Source organism: Methylomicrobium lacus, assembly GCF_041897535.1.
Classification (GTDB): Bacteria; Pseudomonadota; Gammaproteobacteria; order Methylococcales; family Methylomonadaceae; genus Methylomicrobium; species Methylomicrobium lacus_A.
Genome location: NZ_CP169217.1, coordinates 223644 through 245905 on the forward strand (window position 1 = coordinate 223644; position 22262 = coordinate 245905).

19 protein-coding genes are annotated in these 22262 nt (G+C 52.0%); 6 read left to right on the forward strand and 13 right to left on the reverse strand.

The genetic code is table 11. The features are described from left to right. Window positions 1-68: 68 nt before the first annotated feature. The 4 genes from ACEPPP_RS00990 to ACEPPP_RS01005 all read right to left on the reverse strand — a co-directional run bounded on the left by ACEPPP_RS00990 (window position 69) and on the right by ACEPPP_RS01005 (window position 4495). Entirely contained in the window at window positions 69-1496 is a 1428-nt protein-coding gene (locus ACEPPP_RS00990; protein WP_374089198.1) for a lipopolysaccharide biosynthesis protein, read from the reverse strand. Continuing rightward, a complete protein-coding gene (locus ACEPPP_RS00995) occupies window positions 1493-2701 on the reverse strand; it encodes a hypothetical protein (protein ID WP_374089199.1) in 1209 nt (402 codons plus the stop codon). The genes ACEPPP_RS00990 and ACEPPP_RS00995 overlap by 4 nt, the downstream gene beginning before the upstream one ends. Window positions 2702-2712: 11 nt before the next feature. Beyond that, on the reverse strand, window positions 2713-4035 hold the full coding sequence (locus ACEPPP_RS01000; protein WP_374089200.1) for a hypothetical protein: 1323 nt from the start codon (window positions 4033-4035) through the stop codon (window positions 2713-2715). Between the two features lie 79 nt (window positions 4036-4114). Further along, entirely contained in the window at window positions 4115-4495 is a 381-nt protein-coding gene (locus tag ACEPPP_RS01005) for a hypothetical protein (RefSeq protein ID WP_374089201.1), read from the reverse strand. Between the two features lie 436 nt (window positions 4496-4931). Here ACEPPP_RS01005 and ACEPPP_RS01010 point away from each other — a divergent pair, with 436 nt between their 5' ends. Continuing rightward, window positions 4932-5168: a hypothetical protein gene (locus ACEPPP_RS01010; protein WP_374089202.1), complete on the forward strand. Its 237-nt coding sequence runs from the start codon at window positions 4932-4934 to the stop codon at window positions 5166-5168. A gap of 596 nt (window positions 5169-5764) precedes the next feature. On the opposite strand, the gene ACEPPP_RS01015 is transcribed toward ACEPPP_RS01010, so the two are convergent. Beyond that, window positions 5765-6166, reverse strand: a complete 402-nt coding sequence (locus tag ACEPPP_RS01015) for a MerR family transcriptional regulator (RefSeq protein WP_374089203.1) — start codon at window positions 6164-6166, stop codon at window positions 5765-5767. 96 nt (window positions 6167-6262) lie between these two features. Here ACEPPP_RS01015 and ACEPPP_RS01020 point away from each other — a divergent pair, with 96 nt between their 5' ends. Further along, a complete protein-coding gene (locus ACEPPP_RS01020) occupies window positions 6263-6463 on the forward strand; it encodes a hypothetical protein (protein WP_374089204.1) in 201 nt (66 codons plus the stop codon). Between the two features lie 11 nt (window positions 6464-6474). On the opposite strand, the gene ACEPPP_RS01025 is transcribed toward ACEPPP_RS01020, so the two are convergent. The 6 genes from ACEPPP_RS01025 to ACEPPP_RS01050 form a co-directional block, all read right to left on the reverse strand. Further along, entirely contained in the window at window positions 6475-6675 is a 201-nt protein-coding gene (locus ACEPPP_RS01025; RefSeq protein WP_374089205.1) for a hypothetical protein, read from the reverse strand. Window positions 6676-7147: 472 nt separating this feature from the next. Next, a complete protein-coding gene (locus tag ACEPPP_RS01030) occupies window positions 7148-8437 on the reverse strand; it encodes a chloride channel protein (RefSeq protein WP_374089206.1) in 1290 nt (429 codons plus the stop codon). A gap of 54 nt (window positions 8438-8491) precedes the next feature. Continuing rightward, window positions 8492-11116 (reverse strand): plasma-membrane proton-efflux P-type ATPase, encoded by a 2625-nt coding sequence (locus ACEPPP_RS01035; RefSeq protein WP_374089207.1) that lies wholly within the window; start codon window positions 11114-11116, stop codon window positions 8492-8494. A gap of 76 nt (window positions 11117-11192) precedes the next feature. Continuing rightward, a complete protein-coding gene (locus tag ACEPPP_RS01040) occupies window positions 11193-11555 on the reverse strand; it encodes an STAS/SEC14 domain-containing protein (RefSeq protein ID WP_374089208.1) in 363 nt (120 codons plus the stop codon). Between the two features lie 401 nt (window positions 11556-11956). After that, on the reverse strand, window positions 11957-13132 hold the full coding sequence (locus tag ACEPPP_RS01045) for a cation:proton antiporter (RefSeq protein WP_374089209.1): 1176 nt from the start codon (window positions 13130-13132) through the stop codon (window positions 11957-11959). Between the two features lie 123 nt (window positions 13133-13255). After that, the gene (locus tag ACEPPP_RS01050) at window positions 13256-14266 is read right to left on the reverse strand and encodes a sodium:calcium antiporter (protein ID WP_374089210.1); all 1011 of its coding nucleotides are present in this window, start codon (window positions 14264-14266) and stop codon (window positions 13256-13258) included. Window positions 14267-14654: 388 nt separating this feature from the next. Between ACEPPP_RS01050 and ACEPPP_RS01055 the strand changes: the two genes are divergently transcribed. The 3 genes from ACEPPP_RS01055 to ACEPPP_RS01065 all read left to right on the forward strand — a co-directional run bounded on the left by ACEPPP_RS01055 (window position 14655) and on the right by ACEPPP_RS01065 (window position 19376). Next, the gene (locus ACEPPP_RS01055; RefSeq protein WP_374089211.1) at window positions 14655-15371 is read left to right on the forward strand and encodes a DUF2490 domain-containing protein; all 717 of its coding nucleotides are present in this window, start codon (window positions 14655-14657) and stop codon (window positions 15369-15371) included. A 403-nt stretch (window positions 15372-15774) separates the two neighbouring features. Next, a complete protein-coding gene (locus ACEPPP_RS01060; protein ID WP_374090861.1) occupies window positions 15775-16356 on the forward strand; it encodes a recombinase family protein in 582 nt (193 codons plus the stop codon). 14 nt (window positions 16357-16370) lie between these two features. Continuing rightward, window positions 16371-19376: a Tn3 family transposase gene (locus ACEPPP_RS01065; RefSeq protein WP_374089212.1), complete on the forward strand. Its 3006-nt coding sequence runs from the start codon at window positions 16371-16373 to the stop codon at window positions 19374-19376. Between the two features lie 348 nt (window positions 19377-19724). Here the strand turns inward: ACEPPP_RS01065 and ACEPPP_RS01070 are convergent, their stop codons facing one another. Together ACEPPP_RS01070 and ACEPPP_RS01075 are read right to left on the reverse strand one after the other, a co-directional pair. Continuing rightward, a complete protein-coding gene (locus tag ACEPPP_RS01070; protein WP_374089213.1) occupies window positions 19725-20825 on the reverse strand; it encodes a transglycosylase SLT domain-containing protein in 1101 nt (366 codons plus the stop codon). Window positions 20826-20840: 15 nt separating this feature from the next. Then, window positions 20841-21527 (reverse strand): HAD family hydrolase, encoded by a 687-nt coding sequence (locus ACEPPP_RS01075; RefSeq protein ID WP_374089214.1) that lies wholly within the window; start codon window positions 21525-21527, stop codon window positions 20841-20843. 152 nt (window positions 21528-21679) lie between these two features. Between ACEPPP_RS01075 and ACEPPP_RS01080 the strand changes: the two genes are divergently transcribed. Next, window positions 21680-22261: an RNA pyrophosphohydrolase gene (locus tag ACEPPP_RS01080; protein WP_374089215.1), complete on the forward strand. Its 582-nt coding sequence runs from the start codon at window positions 21680-21682 to the stop codon at window positions 22259-22261. Window position 22262: the final 1 nt, after the last annotated feature.

Here is a 22262-nt window from a genome sequence, read left to right on the forward strand (position 1 = left end):
AATGCTAACAAATGTGTAAGTGCTAGAAAAAGTTTAAGTCCCGATTGACATTGGCATTCATCAATCGGTCAACTGGTTTTTTCCATTTTGTGAAAAACCTTCAAAATTGCGAGAAAAATGGCTAGCGCAACCGAAACTTCGAGCGTTTTACCCATTATTATCAACGAAGTTTCATTCATGAACAACGGCAGATATGCCCCTGAAAGAGCCATGGAGCCAAGTAAAACGATCATGAATGACCTCATCGTCGGCCAGCGCATCGGATGTAAACGTTTTGCGATTGCCGAGGCGCAAAACAAATACACGCAAGCTGAAAGCAGGGAGACGGCAGCCATGCCGAATACGCCAAATCGAGGAACAACAAAGGGGCTGATCACGAGAAGCGTCAGCACGGCCAGACAGGAAACGAGTAAAAGCATTTTGGTGCCTGACTTGATGAAATAATAAACCGTGGCGACGTACTGGTAGGCGCCGTATATCGCCTGGCGCGTCAGCAGCAAGGGAACGATCGGCCAGGCGTCATAAAAATTTTTGCCCGCAAACAGAGTGATGACAGGTTCGGCCAATATCGAACCGATCACCGCAATGACCATAAACGCCGCGGTGACTAAAACCATCTTCTTGCGCAGCAGCGAAAAATCTTTTGCCTGCGCTGTTTCGAGCATGGCAAACATGCGAGGGCGCAACGCGGTCGTGAACGATGTCGTGATGATTGTCAACAGATTCGCAATCGAAGAAGCGACCGCATACAGGCCGGTGGTCTGTATGCCGGCGAAATAAGCCAAAAGGCTGCGCTCGATGGCCGGTAAAAATGCGCCGATCGAAAAATGCGGAACCAGCGGCAGTCCGTAAGCCAATGCCTGTTTGAGCTCGTTCTTATCCAGCCGGTGGGAGAGTTTTCGCGTTAACGCAAACACTGCCCACATCGCTCCCAGCCAATTCGCCGTTGCCAAGGCGAGAAGCACGCCGACGATGCCCAGTTTTAAGCCGACGACGAGGCCTAGATTTCCAAACAGGGTTACCGCCAGCACCACCGACATCAATTTGGCATACTCGGACAGTCGCGACTGCATTTTTAATGCCTCGCCATACACGCGGATGATCGGCAAGGTGACCGCGGCGCCGACGGTCAGCGTGATGACGATCGCCAGCGGCCGATCGAATTCGAAAAAACCGCACCAGGCCAGGATGCCGGTCGCGGACATGATTGCCAGCGCAATGATCAGGATAAATTTGATCGGCGTCAGCAGCTCGATCTGCCAGGGTTGCTCCTGCGTTCTGTGACTGAAAATGGACTGTACGACCGCCCGGCTGAAACCGAATTCCAGGACGGTTGCCGATCCTGTCACCATCGCGGTACATAACGAAATCAAGCCGTAATCGGCGGCCGAAAGAAAATGGGTATGCACCGGCAGCAAAATAACCCAAATCAGTGACTGAGCGATGCCGACGATCGAATAAACGCCGCCGGCTTTTAAGATTCCGCTGGTTTTCACGGCCGCATTTCAAGCCGGATCGGTCTCGCCGAGGACGGCGAGAAATGTCTTAGCAGCAGGCAAACGACAGCCAATGCGAAGCGCACGCCGGTTCTGGCTTTGCGGTAGCCATAGGCGGGCATTTTGCGCCCGGCCCAGTACACAAGCCGGCGCAGATGGATCGAGACGGCCGTGTCATTATCTATTGCTTGCGGGGGGAAGCCGAAACTCTCCAGCCAGGGACGCGTTAAATAAGGCGGCGATCCGGGCGGGGTTGCGCCAGCAAAATTAGGCGGAATTCCTGCGATATCAAAGCTTTGCCAAAAACTTTCGGGACGTTCGGCATAGCGATGGAGAAATTCAAAATCGATCATCCATAATTTATCGTTGGCATCGAAAATACAGTTGCCCGCATGCGCGTCGATCACCGCATAACCCGCATCGTACAATTGCCTGAGCGCCGCAATGATCTGCCGGATTTTTTTGACCGGTACCAGTTTCCAACCGGTCGGATCATAGTGCGCCGCTTGCCGGATGAAAGGCAGGATCAGGGAATTGCCGTCGATCGACAGAGCCTTTGGGATCGTATCGACCGTCTCCGCCAGCTGGCCGTAGGCCATTTTTTCCCGCTCCAATCTGTCGCGATAGCGGGGGCGGTAGATTTTTTCGACCGCGGGAGCCCCCTGGTAATCGATCAGATAAACCTTCGCGTAAATGCCGGTCCGGGTCAGCTCCCGCAGCACCGTATGCCGGCTGCTCACTTCACGTTCGCCTTCCGCGATCCGCTTTTCGATCCCTGCCAGTGCTTCAGGCCAGAGTTTTTCGAGGCATTGGCGCGCAGCCTTTGCGTTTGCGGTTGAGCAAAGCATATCGCCTGATTTGTGGCCGGAAAACCTTGCGCGGATCGCTCTTTGGCAATGATAGGCAAATAACAGCAGCCTGGCATTGTCGATTCCTGGATATAAATGCCGTTGGGTAAAGTTTGGCGGGGTGACCGCCAGATCATAGGCGCCGATCACTAGGCCGATGCGGGAGTGCTTAGCAGTGCAGAAAGCGCTGTGCCACAGCTCCGGTGCCAGATGCTTCGCCAATTCCTCCGCTTCATGCGGGGCGGGAACTCTTTCAAATTCGAGATGCAGGCCGTATTGTTCCATCAGACCGGTCAAAAATCCCGGCGGCAGTAAGCGAAGGCCTTCTTCCGATACGGCAAATACGATCAGCGACATCGGCTTTCTAACTAAGGGGTTTCGCTGGCGGTAAGTACGGGTTTAGGGCCGGAGACCGAACCGCCAAACGCCTGCAACGCTTGCCAATAAGGGGTGAATTCGGGATATTGGCGCAGAAGTTCCGGCACTTGCGCTGGGCAGGCGATGGCGAGGTAATCCAGTGCTTCATACACATCGTCGCTGCAATGCACCGTATTCGTCCACTGTCCACAACGCTTGTCGTCGTTCAGATCCTGCCGGATCTGATGCTTCAACAGGGTATGCGCATTGTTGACGAAAGGGTAGCGCTTTTTATGTGTCTCGGAAACCGGCACCGGCGCATGGTCAATCGCGACGATCAGCATGACCGGCAGGCCGCCGGGGTAGTTGTAGGGAAAATCCTCGCTGCCCCATTCGCCGCCTCGAATTGACTCCTTGATCAGTTGCCGGTTGGCTTCGCCGATTTCGGCGATCGTGAATATTTCCAGCGGCAGGCGCTTTATTTTTTCACCTATTGCCTCGATGTGCCCGCGTTGCGCCGCCGCTTGCCGGACCACAAACACCAGCAGGTCCGGCGTGATGACGCGATTCAGACAGGGCGCCGTGATACCGGTTCGAGGGCTTTCGGCCAGCAGCTTCCTGAGTGTATCGAACGGCGGCCGCCAACCGTTTTTGAACAAAAAGCCATCCAGCGCAGGGAAATTGATTTCACCGTTAAAACCCGCCGAGGCGGCGAGCTCCTTGAGCTTTGCGACATATTTCGAGTTTTCATGGCGCCCGTTGCTCTGCCCGGTAAACAGGGCCTCGTCCATCTTGTGGTACAACGTATGGTAGGCAAGGCTCAAAAAATAATGCCTCGGGGAGGGCACGAAGATGCCGGCTGGCGTACACTGCCGCGCGGCCAGCAGTTCGTAGGCCAAATGCGGAGGATAATACGGTAAATTTTTGTAGGTGAAGCCGTATTGGGCCGAGGCCGTATAAATGTCGAACGCGACTGCGGTGATGCGAGCGGTAAACAGGCCTTGCAGCAGATTTATATCGTCGTCGTGAATCAGCAGGTCAATATCGCCATCCTGCGGATTTTCGGGAAACTTCTCGTGCCATCGCAAGACGAGATAGCGCACGTTCCTTTGCTCCAGCATGCCGAAAAAATCCGCAAGGCTCAATTTTTCAGGCAGAAAATATCCCATTCCTCGTGGTATCGGAAACCGGTCCAGCAAGGGCGCCAGCGGCGAAAATTTGCCCAGCATCAGGTCCAGCCGCCTTAATACGCGCAGCAACAGCCGATAGCAGCGGATACAGAGGCGCACACCCTTGTAGCCTATCAGGATGAATTGATTGGTAAATTTGATCATGGGTGAAGGGTGAATGGTTGCTCGGATAAGGCGATGGGGCTGCAAGCTCTCAAAATTTGTTGCGCCCAGGCTCAATGATTCATAGACAGCGCTGAACGGCGCTGAGCAGGGCACCGTCGGAATTTCCCAACACGAAAAACTCCGGATTGTGCAAATCGGCCTTATTGTAACGTAGCGTTTCACCGGACAGTTCGCAGACCTTGCCGCCGGTCGCGTTGACGACCGCATGCGCGGCGGCGGTATCCCATTCCATAGACTCTTCCGAAAGAATCGGGATATTCGGCGTCAGCCGGGCCAATGCGCTGACGATGCTTTGATTCAAAATCAGGTCGGCTTTGGTCAACGGCGACTGGTCGGCCATCAAAACCACTCTGCCGGCCGACTGGTGGTAGACGGTCATGATGCCTTGGCCGGCGTCTTTGGCAATCGCGATGATTTGGGTTAACAAGGGTTCAAACACGGGATCTTGAATCTTCGGGTATTGAATAGCGTATAGGGGCGATGCAGCAGCCAATCCGGTAAAAATTCTCTGAGTTTCGCAATCAGAGTTGAGTTCGGGTTAGCCGCGATGCAGGCGTCCAGGCTACGAGGTGTAAACGCTTTGCGGGTTGCCCCTGCCTGCAAATAAAAGGTGTGATTATTGCATATTCCTTGCAATAAATCGTGCTTTTTGGGTTAAAGCTGGTGACTGCCACTTTGTTCGTTTCCCGATAAGCCCGACTCATCAAACAACAAAAATGAACAAGTCATTGATTTTACAATTAAAATCTTGTCGGACGGTTTCTTTTGGGGTTACATTCTGTCAATGCGGCTAATGATACCTACTAGTCATAAAACGGCAATCTCCATCCTCGCCATGGAGTTGCGTACTATCGTAAACATCAAGGGGAGCATTCATGCTGGTATCGATCGATATTTTACTCGGTTTTTCGGAGGTCATGTTGCTGCTCAGCATGGCGGTGACCGGGCTGGCGCAATTTGTGACCGGCGCGCTGAACAAGTCGGGGGCGACATTTGTTGTACGGCTAACTCTAAAATTAATTTGTTTCCAGATGTGTCTGGCATGGTCAATGCGCCGACGGTTTAGCTTTCTAGCGTTCAAGAAAATAATTGGAATCCAAAGTATAACTTAAGAGAAGGGGAATATACTCAAGCTTTGGATTGGCTTTACGATGAATATCAGGCAACACGTGGATAAGCGCGGCGTGATTCGAGAGATCAAGGCCTTGGTGGGCTTGGCCGGTTAGCTGAAAGTTTATTGCCTTGGCGATTTATTGCGAATCGAAATCGTAAATTTATGTGGAATGGCGGGGGCGGAGATGTCGGCGGATATAAACCATGATTTGATAGTCTCCATGCAAGCGGCATACATCGAATGGAAGCGCGGGATGCTAGGCAAATGGGAAATGGACAATGACGTTCTGATAAATCAAGCACGGCACCTTTTCGCTACGTTGTCGGTCGAACAGCATATGTTAGCCATAGATAACAAAGGGCGGTTCGATCGTCTTGAACACTTGGTAGCGCGCTCTTTTCGCCGTTATCAGCGCCGGTTGAATCGCTGCGCTTTATGTTACCCACATCAGATATACGACTGCAAACGGGACGGGCGGTCTCGATGCAAAAATACAACGCAAGGAAGCAGAGGATCTACCTCTGCTATTCCTCAAGGACTCATCGAAGCCGCCTCGCTATAAAGATGGCGAGGTAGGAAACAAGCACAAATTACCTATTCCGATCGTCCTTGTAGGGTCTGGATGATCGGGCATGCCGTCCCGGTGTTGCCGCATTTCTCCACCAGATTAGACAAAGCCGTTTCCATCGCACTCAAGCCTTCGATACGTTCTCGGATGAGATCCAGCTTTTTAAGAGCGATTTCTTTTGCTTCCCGGCAATGCCTTTCCTCCTCAAGGCTTAGTAACGCTGAAATTTCACCGAGTGAAAAACCCAGTTTTTGGCCTTGTTTAATGAACAGCACCCGCTGCACGTTGTGTTCGGAGTAACGCCTAACGCCCTCGGGCGGCTTTACCGGTTCTGCAAGCAGGCCACGCCGTTGATAATAGCGAATCGTTTCGACCGTTACTCCGGATTTTTCCGCCAGCACACCAATCGTAAAGTTATTTTGCGCCATTGCGCTTGACTCCGTATCCAGGTACGGGATTTATCATAACCGTATGGAGTTTATAAAAACATAAATTTTTGAAAAAAGAGCATCTTAACAATCTTCATGCTTTCACCCACTTTTGCGGAATATATTGAGCAGATGGCGCCTTTCGTCATGAACTTTGCAGCCCTCTCGGTAACCGGCGCTTTTATTGCCATGTTGCTGGCACGTTCATTCGGCAGAAACTCTTCAATTATGCGCCAAGCAATTTTTAGCATTGTCAGCTTTATCGGCATATGTATGGCGGCTTATTTGGTTTTATAAGCTATATGGCGTCAAAACACTACTTGTTTCTGTGTCTCGTCTAGCTCCACCCAATCCATTTGCTTTTCAACGATCGTGCTTAACTCCAGCCGACCCAGCGATGTGATCATCGAGAGTTCGGAATTGATTTGTTCCAACTGCTCCAGATGCGCCACCAGCTCGAATAAATCGGTTTGATTGGTATTTTTCGTAGATTTCCTTGCTTTTTTCATATCAAAACCCACTGCTATTGCGTCTGCAGCTTAGTTCCCTTGCAGGCTGCTTTTTCTTTTTATTGTAACAGATGCATTAGATAATGCATGTCCTACCGAGCCCCAGCCGGGCTGCAGGCAGAGGGCCGGATGGCGTTACCAGCCTCGGTCGCCATCAAGTAAATTCGGTATTTCGTCAAAGGATGATCGTAAGGATTCGTGCGAAAATGGGCAATAGCAGATAAATTCATGTGATTTCTGCATCTATGATTCAGAATTATCGTTTTTATCCTGCTGTAGGAGGGCCTTTACCATACTGAATATGAGCAATACTGACCGCCGTGAATAGCAGCAGTCGGCCATTTTGAGTCAGTCACGGGATCTAAAAAACAAATATCTGAGAGTCCGGATCCAAATATAAACCAGACAAGTAAATAGAATTGTGTCGAAGCCGCTGGGATAGCTCCTGCTGTTCGTTATTTAAAAACAGAAATTAGTTTTTGACGGAATTGTGGGATGTGCCCAAGGTAGAGTAGGCATCGCATAAAGCCAGGTACAAAGGCACCGGGTTCATTATTTTTGACGTTCCGGTAGCAAAAAAAGCTGTAGCCATCAATGGTATCAGGATTTCATGGCTGTTAGTCATTTCCATGACGATCACAAATGACGTGAGCGGCGATTGTAGCATCCCCGAGAAATAAGCGGTCATGGTTAACAAAATCATGACTGAAGCAGGCGCAATCGGAAGCCAGTGTGCCAGATCAATACCTAGCCCCGCACCGGTTGCAATCGAGGGCACAAAAATTCCACTCGGTATACCGCTGAAAAAAGTTGCGCAAGTGGCAAGCATTTTGAGAAATGGAAAGGAAATACCCAGAGGGGCAGTACTGTTTAAAATGGCCTTGGTTTGCTGGTAACCGGTGCCTACGGTTGCCCCATCGGATAAAAAATTTAACGCGGCTATCACGCCGCCGCAAGCAATAGCAATAACGACGAAGGGAAGCCCTGAACGCTTAAGTAAACGCCCCCCTACAATCGTTATTTTGCTGAACAAACCACCCAAAAAGCCGCCGGCGATTCCACATACCGGTATAGCCAGCCAATGTTGTCCCCATGGCATGCGCAGCGATTCGTCTTCAAAATAAATATAGCTGTTCAATAAAGCATAAGCGGTCACACCGGAAAACACGATCGCGGTCAAAACCAAACTGCTAATGCGCTCTTCCAACGTTCGGCCCATTTCTTCGACGGCAAAAACGATGCCGGCCAAAGGGGTGCTGAACATGGCCGCAAAACCGGCGGCGCTGCCGGCTATGATCAACCCTTTCTCCATGTAATGCGGCGGAAATTTAACCGCCCTGCCGAGTGACAGCATGATGGATGCGCCAATGTGAACGGCGGGGCCGCCAAAACCGACTGACGCCCCGGAAATCAGGCCCATGATCGGTAACAGCAGTTTCCCCAAAGCGATTCTCAAGGAGATCAATTGATTTCTTGCTTCCAAGTTGCCGGCAATTTCCAGTGCCGTTTTAACCTGTGGTATGCCGCTGCGTTCGCTGCCGGGAAAGAAACGAAATGTCATCCATGCAGTGAACCCCAGCCCGAAAGGCGGGGCGACAAAACGGAACCAGGAATAATGCTGTGACAGGATACGGTAGGTTTGTGCCGCCCATTCGCTGAGCAAGGTCATTGCCACGATGAGCAAGCCGACAAATATTGCGCCTAGCCAGAATACCAGGCGTTGCTTCCAAACGATTAAAGAAAGAAAAGACTGTTTTGGCATCTGATTTAAGATCGCATTGATGCGGCGTTTTTCGCGTCTGATTATGAGCAGGCTCTATTTTTTTCGAACTTCCCGCTCTGCCTGCTGCTCCCAGTCCTTTACTGCATGACCTTCCTGGCGACCCCGCTGCTCGTAGAGCTCATAGGCTCGCTTGGCAATCTGGGGTGTCATATCGGCAGGCACAGATTTCGCATCAATCTGCTTTTTGACCAATAGGGGGGCGGCAGTCGGATCAAACACCCGATAAGCAAGCAGTTTCACCCGGTCGTTCAATAGGAACCACACCAAGGCATAGCCCCAAACGAAGGCGACCCAGCCCCAGCCGAGCGGGGTCATGAACAGCCCATAAACCGCGATTAAGGTCGCCACGATTTGCGTACCGAGTACGGCTATCCATAAAATCGGCGCGGGGCGTATGGACCAGAATGGGCCGCGTGTGCGCGTCAGGAAAATCGTTAAATGTCCCGCCACGGACAGCTTCAAATACATCAGCGTCTGGATGTGCGCACGGTCAAGATGAAAAACGCGCTCGCCGAGATAAAACAAGCCGAAGGCGGAGACGACCCCGATGACGCCAAGCACCGTGGATACGCCCAGTACCATGTGCATGTTCCAGGCCTCGGGCTTATCCTTGTAATGAACATTGTCATAGGCAATGGACAGGATCGCCCCGTCGTTGAGCAACGCCAGCATTACGATCATCACCGCGGTTACCGGGTAAAAGTTAAATACCAGGATCGACAAGGTCATGAACAACAGCACGCGCAGCGTCTCGGTGATGCGGTATATGGCGTAACTGTTCATGCGCTGGAAGATTTTCCGGCTCTCCTTGATTGCGTCTATGATCACCGTCAGGCCGGTGGTCATCAGCACTATGGAGGCCGCCGCGCGTGCCGCATCCGTCGCGCCGGAAACGGCGATGCCGCAGTCGGCCTTCTTCAGCGCGGGGGCGTCGTTGACCCCGTCGCCGGTCATGCCGACAATGTGGCCGCGTTTTTGCAGGACATCAATAATGTGGAACTTGTGTTCGGGGAACACCTGGGCGAAACCGTCAGCTTTTTCGATGGACTCCGCCAACTGCGCCGTCTCGTGATGCTTGGCATCGCCGAAACCGCCGGCATCAAGGATATTTACCCCCATCCCTAATTTCTTGGCGGTTTCCTGCGCAATGGCCAGTGCATCGCCCGTCACCATCTTGACCTTCACGCCCATCTGCCGCGCGGTCGCGATGGTTGCCGTGGCTTCTTCCCGTGGCGGGTCGAACAGGGGCAACACGCCTAAAAACTGCCATTGGCCTTCCTGATCTGCCCGAGCCACACCCAATGAACGAAAGCCGCGCGCCGCAAATTCATTGATCGCTTTCTCGACGACAGGCTTAATTTCACCGACGTTGAGCGACAATGCCAGAATCACCTGCGGCGCACCCTTGGTCACCTTGAACACCTTGCCGTCTGCCCTTTTGACAGTAGCTTCGGTGCGCTTATGCACCGGGTCGAACGCCTGGAAATGAAGCACCTGATAGTCGTCCAGGACCTTATGATTTGTCAGTGCGCCCAGCACGGCCAGGTCGATGGTGTCCTTGTTGTCCGCTCGCGACGCCAGCGCGGCGTTGAGGATGACTTGCTCGGTAGGGATGCCGTCCACATTGAACGGGTCGCCCAATGTCAGTTTGTTCTGGGTCAGAGTGCCGGTCTTGTCCGCGCACAGCACGTCCACGCCCGCCAATTCCTCGATGGCCGCCAACCGGGATACAATCGCCTCTTTTTTTGCCAGCGAGCGCGCACCGACCGCCATGGTCACGGACAATACCGTGGGCATTGCCACGGGAATCGCAGCCACGGTCAGCACCAGGGCAAATTGCAGCGTGGTGAGCATCGGGTCGCCGCGGAACAGCGCGACAGTAATAATCACCGCCACCAAGGTCACCGCGAGAATGATCAAGTAATTGCCGATTTTCAACACCGCACGTTGAAAATGGCTGACTGTCTGCGCCTCCTGCACCAGTTGCGCGGTTTTGCCGAAGTAGGTATTCTTGCCCGTGGCGTACACGAGCGCATCGATTTCGCCGGTGCGGATGATCGAACCGGAAAACACCGCCTCGCCGGCTTTGCGCGTGACGGGCAACGACTCTCCCGTCAGTGCGGACTGATCCACCTCAACCGGGTCACCCTCCAGCAAGCGCGCATCCGCCGGCACAATATCGCCCAAACGCAGGAGGATCACGTCCCCCGGCACCAAATCGCGCGCCTCCGGATTGGTCCACTTGCCATCACGTTTCACCTTCGCCTTGATCGCCAGCTTGGCCTTCAGCGCGGCGATGGCGTTGCCCGCCTGGTGTTCTTCCCAGAATCCGACCACGGCGTTGGCCACCAGCAAAAGGAGAATGATGGCAAAGTCCGGCCAATGCCGATCTACCGCCGAGAGGATCACGGCCGCTTCGATCATCCATGGGATGGGTCCCCAAAAATAGCTGAGGAATTTCAGGAACGGATTGGCCTTATTCTCTTCAATCTCGTTCGGTCCATATTGAGTCAGCCGTTTCTGCGCCTCGGCTTGGCTGAGGCCTTCGGGCGACGCCCCCAATTTCGCTTGCAGTTCCAGCATGGGCAGGGCCTTCAGGTCGTCCTTCGCATCAGGTTTCTGTTCAGTAGCCTTGGACTGGTCGGTATTGGGTTTCATAATCGGTATGCCTCATTGTGGGATACTTATCGCCATGCCCGTGGCGTTGAATCCGTGCCGTTTCCGCCCGAAGCCGCTACGTCTCGCTCAACCACTTTCGCGCCTCGGAGGCATCGGCGTGGTCAAAGTATCGAACCTCAGCTTTCGTGAACGGCTTGCAAAGCATCGCCATGCCGTGCTGCCACTGCTTTTCCCCGACCATCGCGAGCCGTTCGATGTCGGCGAAGTGTTCGACGCCGAATTTGAAGTCCTCCCAAGCCGCGCTGGCTTCCCAGCCGTGAAAATCGGCCATATCGAACAACATGCGCAACTTACCGTGCCGCCGAACGAGCCGTTCGACCTCAGGCACAAATTGCTCGTAATCCACCTTTACCAGCTTCCCGCTGACGTGAACGACGAGCACCTTGCCGCCGTTTTCTTCATTGAGTTGAATGGTCATTTTGGACTCCTTTGATTCGATTCAGGTTATGAACATTACGGCGTGGGAGTGCCACGTCGAGGAAAGGTTCCTTTACCGCGAGCAAACGTAGTCCTATTGAAACAGCAATATCCGGATGACCAGTACCGCCAACAACGCTGCCCACAGACAGATTGTGGTATAGGCGGCTTTCTAAGCTTGATCTTTCTCCCACCAGGTTGCCGGATGAATACCCTGCACTAGAAGAGTGACCACCCCGGATCGGTTTATGCTGATCAGGTTCACCAAAAACAGCAACAACGCACCCATTGCCAATACCTGAACCAGCAGTCCAAACTCCACTAGCGGCGGCAATCTAGCTATGCAGGCGTTGGATGGCACTTCCCACGTGCGTATCCTATGGCCCTATTTAAAGTGAAGATTCACCAAGTCAAACTGAATTTCCCCCGCAGCTTCACGGCTAAGACAGGGAAGAGCAAGACCGAAAGCATACCCGCACACACCAGTATCGTTGCCCTGTCGGGCGACATCAGCCCGGCGGAAACGCCTATTTCGCTGATGATAACGATCAAAGGCAGGCCTGTGGCGGAATAAAACGCGAAGGGTATCTGCTCGTCGGCATCCAAATCCTTCTTGTATAAAAACACCGGGGCACCCCGGACCAATAGCAGCAAACCCAACAAAAGCACTACTTGGACGGGTGCCAGTGGGGCCGACCATAAGGCGCTGACTTCGAACTTCATGCCGGCGACAATGAAGAATATGGGTATCAGAAAGCCATAACCGATTGCATCCAGCTTTTGCCGGAGTGGTTCTCCCGCTTTTCCTTTAATGACGAGTCCAGCCACCATACCTGCCGCAAATGCGCCCATTACAATATTTAAGCCGAATTTGGCGGCGAGCGAGACGAACAGAATCTGAAGCAGAATACAAATTCTTACAGGAAGCTGACCGCTGCTTTGCATCGTGCGCGTCATGATTTCAATCATCCGTGATGAACGCGCATTAAGGGCAATATTCGCAGCGACAAAAGCGATGATGATAAAAGTCACCATGAACAGCCCATGTAGAAAGGAGTCATGCGTGGGGATAAGTAAAAGCGAAATGATTATCAAAGGACCGAACTCACCCGCTGCAGCGGCTGCAACCATATAGGTCCCAAAGGCGGAGTCCAACTCTCCCCGGTCACGCAAAATGGGTGCCAGTACGCCCAAGGCTGTGGTGGACAAAGCGACTGCCGCCAATAAAGGCGGAGTTTGAATCAATCCTATCGCGTGGAAAAAATACATGCAAACCATAGCCACGAAGAACGACAGAAACCAACCGCCTACCGCCAAGGACAAGGGTCTGCCGCGAATCTTGTCGAAATCGATCTCAAGCCCGACCATGAACAGTAGAAAAGCCAAGCCGAGTTCTCCGAGTGTACCGATCATGCCATCCGGACTGGCGAGGTGGAACATTTGAGGGCCGATCGTTATCCCCAAAATGATTTCAATAACCACAACAGGTAAGCGAAAACCAGTGGGCAACTCGGCAAGGAGCGGTGCAAGCATCGCAACAAAGGCGATCAGCAGAAGTTCAGAAGGATAGGCTTCCATAGATGAGCTCCGTTGTGGGTTTTACTATTATCGCGTGGATCTGAGTTTAAATGAGAAAGCAATCATAGACCAATATTTTTCGGTATTTTTAACTAACTAAATATGCTCGGGCCAAATATTGACTTAATGTTGCAAATACAGCACAGATATATTCAGTATGAAAATACTGAATATGAACAAGCTGACCCAGCCCACCGTCTTGAACAGACGAGTGTTTGGCCGATACAACAGACCAACAATGGCAACACCGGTCATCATGATGGCCGACTGTGCTGAAATCAGATGCGCAGACGAAACATCGGCAAGTAGGGGACCTTTAACATAAGCGACATCATCCAGGGCAATGATGACCAGATTAAACAGGTTGCTGCCGAACAGGTCGCTGATGGCCATGTCCAGGGCGCCGATTCTGAAAGCCGAGAACGTCACCGCTACTTCAGGCATCGAAGTCGCCAAGGCCACGAATACCGTGCCCACGAAACTACGCTGCCAATCCATGGCCTGGGCGACATGGTCGGCCGTCAATGGCAGACGGATACCTGCGGCAATGACCACGGCCGCGGCGACACAATAAAAAGCAATTGCCTTTGCCAAACTCATTTTAGGGTGACGCTCGGCAATTTCTTCCACGGCCTCCAGGTGCTGAGCTTTTTCGAAACGAAACACCGTGCGCATGGACACGATATAAAACAGTACTATGATCGGGGCATACAGCCCGATATGCCACAAACTCAAACGGAATCCGTTTCGATACAATAGGATGTTAAACGCCACGAATCCGAGCAATACCACACCAAACCCAGCCGAGAGGATGTGACCCTGACTGGCTCGGGTGTAAACCGAAGAACCTCGGTGCATAAAATCCAACATCACGATCAGCAGCAGATTGAACACGCAGCTGCCCAAGGCATCGCCCAATGCTATATCCGGAACACCAACATACGTTACCGAGCTAATACCCGTTACCAATTCCGGCAAGGAGGTCACTGTCGCCAGCATGGAAAAGCCCACCCAGCTTCCGCCCAAGCCGGTCTTTTCGGCAATGACATCGCCATAGAGGGCGAGAAAATAGCCAGCGATTCCGATGACCAACGCTAAACTGGCAAACTCAAGCAATAAAAGCCAATGTGACATCCGGTCCCTATGTTGATCATGCAATTAATATGCCGCGAGTCCAACTCGGCTCGTGTAGGCATGTTCAAGACAAAATTTAAAATGACGCCCATGCTAGCCGGGGGCCTCCCAAATAGGGAAAGCACACACAGTTTGCCTTCAACTCCCGTCGCTGATTGACACAGGGCTCCGACGAAGCGTTACGACGCAATAAGCAAGCCGGGTGAATCATTCGCGCTCTATTACTCGCCACAGAACCAGCGCAAGTTGGTTTTTTCAACCGTTTATACTTTCTAAATTTCTCGGTGATAATGAATTAAATATAAAAATCATAAGCTTATGAATTGGCACATTATATGCCTTATTTTTCATAAAAATAGTTGCATCAACATAGTTTTGGAATTCTTTTATGACCAAATTTAAAGCTACTGTGGTTTTAGGCCCTTTATTACTGACTCAACCGCTTTCCAGTTTTGCCGCTGACGACGGCACAAATAACATGTTCGGCGTATGGGGCTCGGCTACGTTGCAAGGGGATTTTACAGCTTTGTCGCCCAGCCTCAACAAATTTAATTGGCTCATCATGGATCAAAGCCGTACCCGCGAAGATTCGCCCAGTGGATCAAGGTATTCCGAAAATCTGTTATTCAGCCAAGTCGGCTATCAAATAAACAATAACGCATCGCTGTGGCTAGGTTATACACATGATTGGCTTCATCCGCTAAACAAGACTGCCTTTCAGGAGAGCCGTCCTTATGTAGATTTTGTCTGGAAACAGGATTTAGGTGATTTCAAACTCATGAGCCGAACCCGTATGGAAGATCGGATTAACCAAACCACCGGTAATGAAGGTTACCGTCCCAGACAATTATTGCAAATCAGTCATCCTTTACCCTTTATGAAGGGCTTAAGCGTCTATGCCGGCGATGAAGTTATGTTCTATTTGAATCAAACAGATTGGGGTAAGCAGGGCTTTACCGAGAACCGTGTTTTCAGCGGATTAAGTTATCAATTCACGCCTAAAATGGGAGTGGATTTAGGTTACATGGGGCAATACGTTTCCAATAAAACCGGTAACGATCTGTTCACACACAATTTACAAGCCAACTTACGTTTTAGTTTTTAGTCCGTAAACCGGTTGCGCCTTGTGGAGAGTCAGCTAAAGATCGCTCTACCAAAGCCTTTCGGGACTTATCCTTACTTTACGGCAGCAATGAATAAAAAACCAGTCAATCGCCATAAAGATTAGTGAACGGCAGCCTGGGTCGTTTTTTGCCAGTCGGCTTGGTATTTCCCAATCCTAATTACCTGAAATCTCAGTAGTGCAATCGACTTCTGATATTTTCAGTACTCGTCTTCTGAAAATACACAGGCTTATTGGTCATTGCCGACCTGTCGTAAAACACTTGTTTTCCGGTGGGTTCGATAAAGTACCGTCATTGCCGCTCAAACCACCTCATAAAATGTACGAAAAACACTGTCGTAATGATGTACTATACGCAAATCACTTATTATGGGTTTTTCGTACAATGCTTGTCGGTTATATGCGGGTATCGTCCGACTCGGATCGCCAGACAACCGATCTTCAGCGCGATGCGCTGATGGCGGCAGGCGTCGATAGTCGGCATTTATTTGAAGATCATGCTTCCGGTGCTAAAGATGATCGGCCTGGATTAGCGAAAGCACTGGCATTCGTTCAGCCGGGTGACGTTCTGGTGGTCTGGAAGCTGGATAGGCTTGGACGTTCGTTGTCGCACCTGTTATCCATCGTCAATGCACTGAAAGAAAATCAGGTCGCTTTCCGTTCACTCACTGAGGGCATGGATACCACGACACCCTCCGGCGAATTATTGTTTCATGTATTCGGGGCACTGGCCCAGTATGAAAGAGCATTGACAAAAGAAAGGGTCGTTGCTGGATTGGCGGCCGCCAAGAGGCGTGGACGGACCGGCGGGCGACCACCCGCCATTGTCGGTGAAAAACTGGAAGCGATTACCACCGCATTAAAGGGCGGTATGTCCAAGGCGGCTGTGTGCCGCAACTTTGGCGTCAAACGAACCACACTGATCGAAACTCTCGCACGAATTGGCTGGCCTGCTGGTCATCAATAAATTTAGTTCCCGCCATGCAAGCGAGCGATACTGCCTATCCCCGTCTAAAAACCAGTTTTAATGCCGGCGAATTGGAGCGATGGTATTCCCCCACACCTGAAGAGTGTGAATTTTGCGCAACTGTTGTGCGGGGCCAGAGTACCCGATTTGGTTTTCTTCTCACCTTGAAGACCTTTCAGCGTCTGGGCCACTTTGTGACATCGGATCAAATCCCTGACGCCATCATTGATCATCTGGCGAAAATCGAAGGGATACCCGTAGACCGGGAGGCGCTGAAGCGCTACGACATCTCACGCTCGCGGAAAACCCATGTCAGTCTTATCCGTGGCTATTTGAACGTTAGCCCGTTTGATAGCGAAGCGCACGGGTTGTTATGCCAAGCGTTGGCTGACGCCGCGCTGACCAAGGACGACTTGGCGGACATCGTCAACGTCGGAATTGAGATGCTGGTGAAGCATCGTTACGAACTGCCCGCTTTTGGGACGTTGTTACGCGAAGCCAAGGATCAGCGGGCAGCCACCTATCAGACGCTGTTTCGGGATGTCTATGATCGCTTGAGCGATGTCGACCGCTCTGCACTTGACGCCCTGTTTCTGGTTGGCGATAGTTGCCGAACCAGCCCGTGGAACGAGATCAAACTCGATGCGCCCAAGGTGACCATTCACGGGTTGCGGGAACTACTAACGCGCTACGACCAACTCTCTGCCCTGGCGGGCAATCAAGAATTGTTGCGGAATATCCCGATTGTCAAACGGCATCAATTATCCCTGGAAGGCCTCAGCCTGGATGCAGCCAGCATGGCTGACATGGAAGTGAAAAAACGCTATACCGCTTCATTGGCTTTGATCGAGCGACAATTAGCACGGGTGACCGATGATCTGTGCGATATGTTCTGCAAGCAGATGATGAAAGCCCAGCATCTGGCGGATGCAGAACTCGAACAGTACCTGACGGCCAATCAGGATAAAACCGATGAAATTCTGCGCCGCTTCGCCCAACTCGATACCCTGCTACAGTCAGACCAACCGGTAGGCGATCAGATAGCGATCGCGCGTCAGCTGGTCACTGCGCGTCCCGATTTATGCGAGTTCTCGCGGGTCCACTCTGAATTTGGCGGCAAGAACGAGTGTCGCTTCATGTGGCGCTACTTCAAAGTCCGTCGCGGAGAACTGTTCCGCATTCTGGCCAAGCTGCGCTGGGTGGCTACCAGTCAGGATAAAAGCTTTGAACGTGCCTTGGCCTTCGTTTTGGCTAACCACCGTCGCCATACCGACTGGCTTACATTGGATGGCAAGAGCGAAGCAGTCCTAACGCCGCAAGACCTGGATTGGGTGCCGGCGAAATGGTGGAAACTCGTTACCGGCGAAAATGACGACAAAGCGGAGCTCAGTCGGGTGAACCGCCGGCACTTCGAGGTGTGCGTCTGCCGGCAATTGGTTCAGGAACTGAAATCTGCCGACATCTGTGTTTCAGGCAGCGAGACCTACTCGGATTCGCGCGAGCAGCTGCTGTCCATGGAGGCGTGTAACGCGGCTTTAGCGGAGTATGGGGAACTGGTCGGCCTACCGGTTGAAAGCCCATCGTTCGTCGACCATGTGCGTACTCAGCTCCTTGATGCCGCCCATGCGGTTGACCGAGATTACCTGAGCAACACCTATTTCAATATCGTCAATGGCCGTCCGGTACTGGCAAGGCTTACCAGGAAGCCCGATCCCAAAGGGTTTCGGGTTGTCGAAGAAGCATTGACCCAAAAATTACAAGCACTCGACCTATCGATGCTCGATGTGCTTGGCGATACGATGCGATGGCTGAACTGGGGGAGGTTCTTTGGGCCATTAAGCGGACATGAAAGCAAACTGGAAGACGAGGAGCGGCGGCAAATACTCACAACATTCGCCTATGGCACAGGACTCGGGCCGACGCAGGTTGCAAAGAGCGTGTCCGGTGTCAGCGACAGACAGATAACATTCGTCAATCAACGGCATGTGACGACCGAAAAACTCGAAGCAACAATATGCGAAGTGATCAACGCCTATAATCGCTTCTGGCTTCCCAAGCTTTGGGGAGATGCAACACGTGCCGGTGCCGACGGCACCAAGTGGGATCTCTACGAAAACAATCTGCTGTCGGAGTACCACATCCGTTACGGTAGCTGGGGTGGTGTCGCGTACTACCATGTCAGTGACACTTACATAGCCCTGTTCTCGCATTTTATTCCGTGCGGCGTATGGGAGGCGATCTATATTCTGGACGGGCTGACCAAAAACAAGTCCGACATCCAACCGGATACGCTGCACGGCGATACCCAAGCGCAAAGTACGCCAGTATTCGGTCTTGCCTATCTGTTGGGCATCAAATTGATGCCGCGTATCCGAAACTGGAAAGATTTGAAGTGCTACAAGCCCACATCAGAAGCAAGTTATAACCATATTGGCGAGTTGTTCACCAAGGACAATGTCAATTGGGCGTTGATTGCCCGGCATCTACCGGATATGTTACAGATTGCGCTGTCAATCAAGGCTGGCCGCATCGCGCCGTCGACGATCCTGCGTAAGCTCGGCACTGCCAGTCGGAAAAACAAATTATATTACGCATTTCGGGAACTGGGCCGGGTTGTCCGCACCTGCTTTCTCCTGGAATACGTGAATAGCGAAGAATTGCGACGCCTCATCCAGAGCGCAACAAATCGATGCGAGAGTTTTAACAAGTTCGCCCAGTGGGTCTACTTTGCTTCTGACTTGATTCAGGAAAATGTACGGGACGAGCAACTGAAAGTCATCAAATATAATCATCTGATCGCCAATCTGCTGATCTTCCACAATTGTAAGAGCATGACGGAAGCGCTGAAGGAAATGCAGGATGAGGGTATGGCATTGACGCCAGACATTTTACGGGCGTTGAGTCCGTATCGGCAGCACCCCAGTCGATTCGGTATGTACGAATTACGGGACAGTGAGGTGGGGCCAATAGACTACGATGTACGACTTGATCTGGCGAATCATGAGGAAATGGCGCTATAGGAAAAAAATCACATGATCTTATCCGCTATTGCCCATTTTCGCACGAATCCTTGCGGTCATCCTCAAACAGTGGGCTTCGGCATTTGATTTTCTACGGGGGAAGATTTCTCTTCAGAGAATGTACGATCTGGCCAAGTTAGGCAACAAAAAATACCAAGATCAATATAACTATTATCATATAATAGATTCTTGTTAGCATATAACCACAATAGCCTTCTACTCCAAACTACCTACCAAACCCAACTCAAAAACTACTTTCTGGATCATCCATCTTAATAGCCTTCAATCCGCCAAAATTTTTAGTAGGATTTTCTGGCTCCCAGTATTTCGGCTCGCAATTTCTGTGTGTTATAAATCGCCATGCAAACCCGGTATGCCGATATGTTGAATGTGGAGGGCGTTCCGGCCTTCTTCATAGGCGAGCAGTTTGCCTTCCTCGCGCCAAATCCGGAAGGCCAGCGCATGAGACAAGACCCGTACCGGATAGCCACGCGGCTTTTCCTGTAAGTAAGGCTGGATGGTCGTGAAGTCCGAGGCGTGGTATTGGTTCATGATGAAACGCAAGCCGCCGTTGGCGGGGCCGATGTTGTAGGCCAGCAGCGCCAAAAACAGGTCTTCATGCATTTCGTCCAGATAATGCTTGAGCGTCGCGGCGGCGACAAAGGCATTGTGCTTGGGATTCTGCAAGTCCAATTTGTCGACCTGCAACTGATCGGCGGCTTCTTCGAGGGTCGCTTTCGGCACTTGTGTGATCTGAAACAGACCACGCCCGCCGTCGGCGCTGTCTTTCGGCAGGAACGAGGATTCGGCCGCGGCAATGCCGTGCAGAATATTCACGTCGACATCGAAAGCCTCGGCCGCGGCCTCGATCGCGGGCGTAAATCTCTTGGCCCGATCCAGCATTTTTTGCAAGTCCTTGGTGCCGTAACGCCGGTAAGCGGCATAGATCTGATGCGCCAAGGTCACGCGCCCGGCTTCTTCCTTGCCGCCGACCAGCGTGCGAAAACGCCCATAGGCCAACGCGAAATTATCCTGTACGGTAAACCAGCCGATAATGATGGCCAGACTGGCGGCGACCAACGGCGATAGGAACTCCGCCTTCAAATCCAACCATTGGCGCAATCGCCACCAGCCGAGCAGAGACACCAGCGCCAGCAGCACCAGCAGCAAGATGCCGAAAGCGAACGGCAACAAGCTGCCGAAAAAACTGGTGCCGGTGAAGCGGTCGGCGGAATACCCGATCAACACGATAATCAGCGAAATCGCGACGCTCGCGAGGCTGATCATTTCGACCGCGAGCATCGCCAGCTTGCGTTGCAAATAACCGGGGGGCGGCGGCGCTTTTTTCTTTTTTCGGGATTTCGAGGTGCCTTTCTTAGCTGACGTCGATTTCCGCTTCGGCTTGGGCGGATCTATCTCGGCTTCGGGGAGGCTTTCCTGTTTATCCATGAATGATCTATCGGGTCATTTGTGTAAATGATCGGCGGGACACACGCCGTTGCGTAGACTAATGATAGGCCATTTTGCCGATTCGGCGTGTTGCCGTAGGGTATCGTCGGGATCGACCGCGATCGGATTTTCGACCTTGCTCAGCAGGGGCAGGTCGTTATGCGAATCGCTGTAAAACCAGCTGTTTTGCAGCGATTCGTTCGAACTTTGCAGCCAGTTTTCCAGGTAAGCAACCTTGCCTTCCCGAAAGCAGGGCAGGCCGACGAAAGCGCCGGTATAGCGTCCGTCCTTGAATTCCGGCGTGGTTGCGAGCAGGTTGTCGATGCCGAACAATTTGACGATCGGTTCGGTCACGAAACGGTTGGTCGCGGTGATCACCAACAGCGTGTCGCCGCGCTTTTTATGTTTTTCGACCAGTTCGAGGGCCGGTTGCAAGAGCAACGGACGAATGATGTCCTCGATAAATTCGGCGCGCCATCGATGCAGTTGTTCTGGCGCATGCAGGGACAAGGGGCGCAGCGAAAATTGCAGGAACTCAACGATGTTCAGGGTACCGTGTTTATAGTCGTCGTAAAACTTGGCGTTTGCCTGCTCATAGGCGTCCTTGTCGACGATGCCCCGGTCCACCAAAAATTGCCCCCATAAATAGTCGCTGTCGTCGGCTATCAGGGTATTGTCCAAATCGAAAATTGCTAAACTCACGGCTATCCTGTCAATAAATAAAAGGCTCGTCGCCTATGGAAACTCGGTTGATTTTATGGTTCAATGAGGTATTAATTTAACTGCCTCGCCATCCCCGCAATTTTATCATACACACATCGGGGAGAAGGCAAGGCAAACAACAAGGTTTTGACATGATAGACTCGAAAGGATACCGGCCCAATGTCGGGATCATCCTTTGCAATGACGAGGGTCGCGTGTTTTGGGCAAAACGGATGGGGATGAATGCTTGGCAGTTTCCTCAAGGCGGAATCAATCATGATGAAGATCCAGAAACGGCGATGTATCGTGAATTGTGGGAAGAGACCGGCTTGCAGCAGCAGCATGTTCAGGTGCTGGGGCGCACCCGTTACTGGTTAAGATATAAACTGCCCGAACGTTACATTCGCAAAAACACGTTACCCGTTTGCATCGGACAAAAACAGATTTGGTTTATTTTACGGCTGGTTACGCATGAATCGAACGTGCGTTTCGACCATTGCCCCAAGCCGGAATTCGACAGTTGGCGTTGGGTCGATTACTGGGAGCCGCTGAAGGATGTCGTTTACTTCAAGCGCAAGGTATATCAGCGCGCGATGACCGAACTCAGCGAGGTTCTGGCGACCGAAGGGATGCCGGTCGAGGCGGCAAGCAAAACGGTCAAGGAGTTGCAGACCACCAGACCGCCCAAAAGCAGCCGGCGACCCAAATACAGAAAAGCCAGGGCGAGGGCATAAC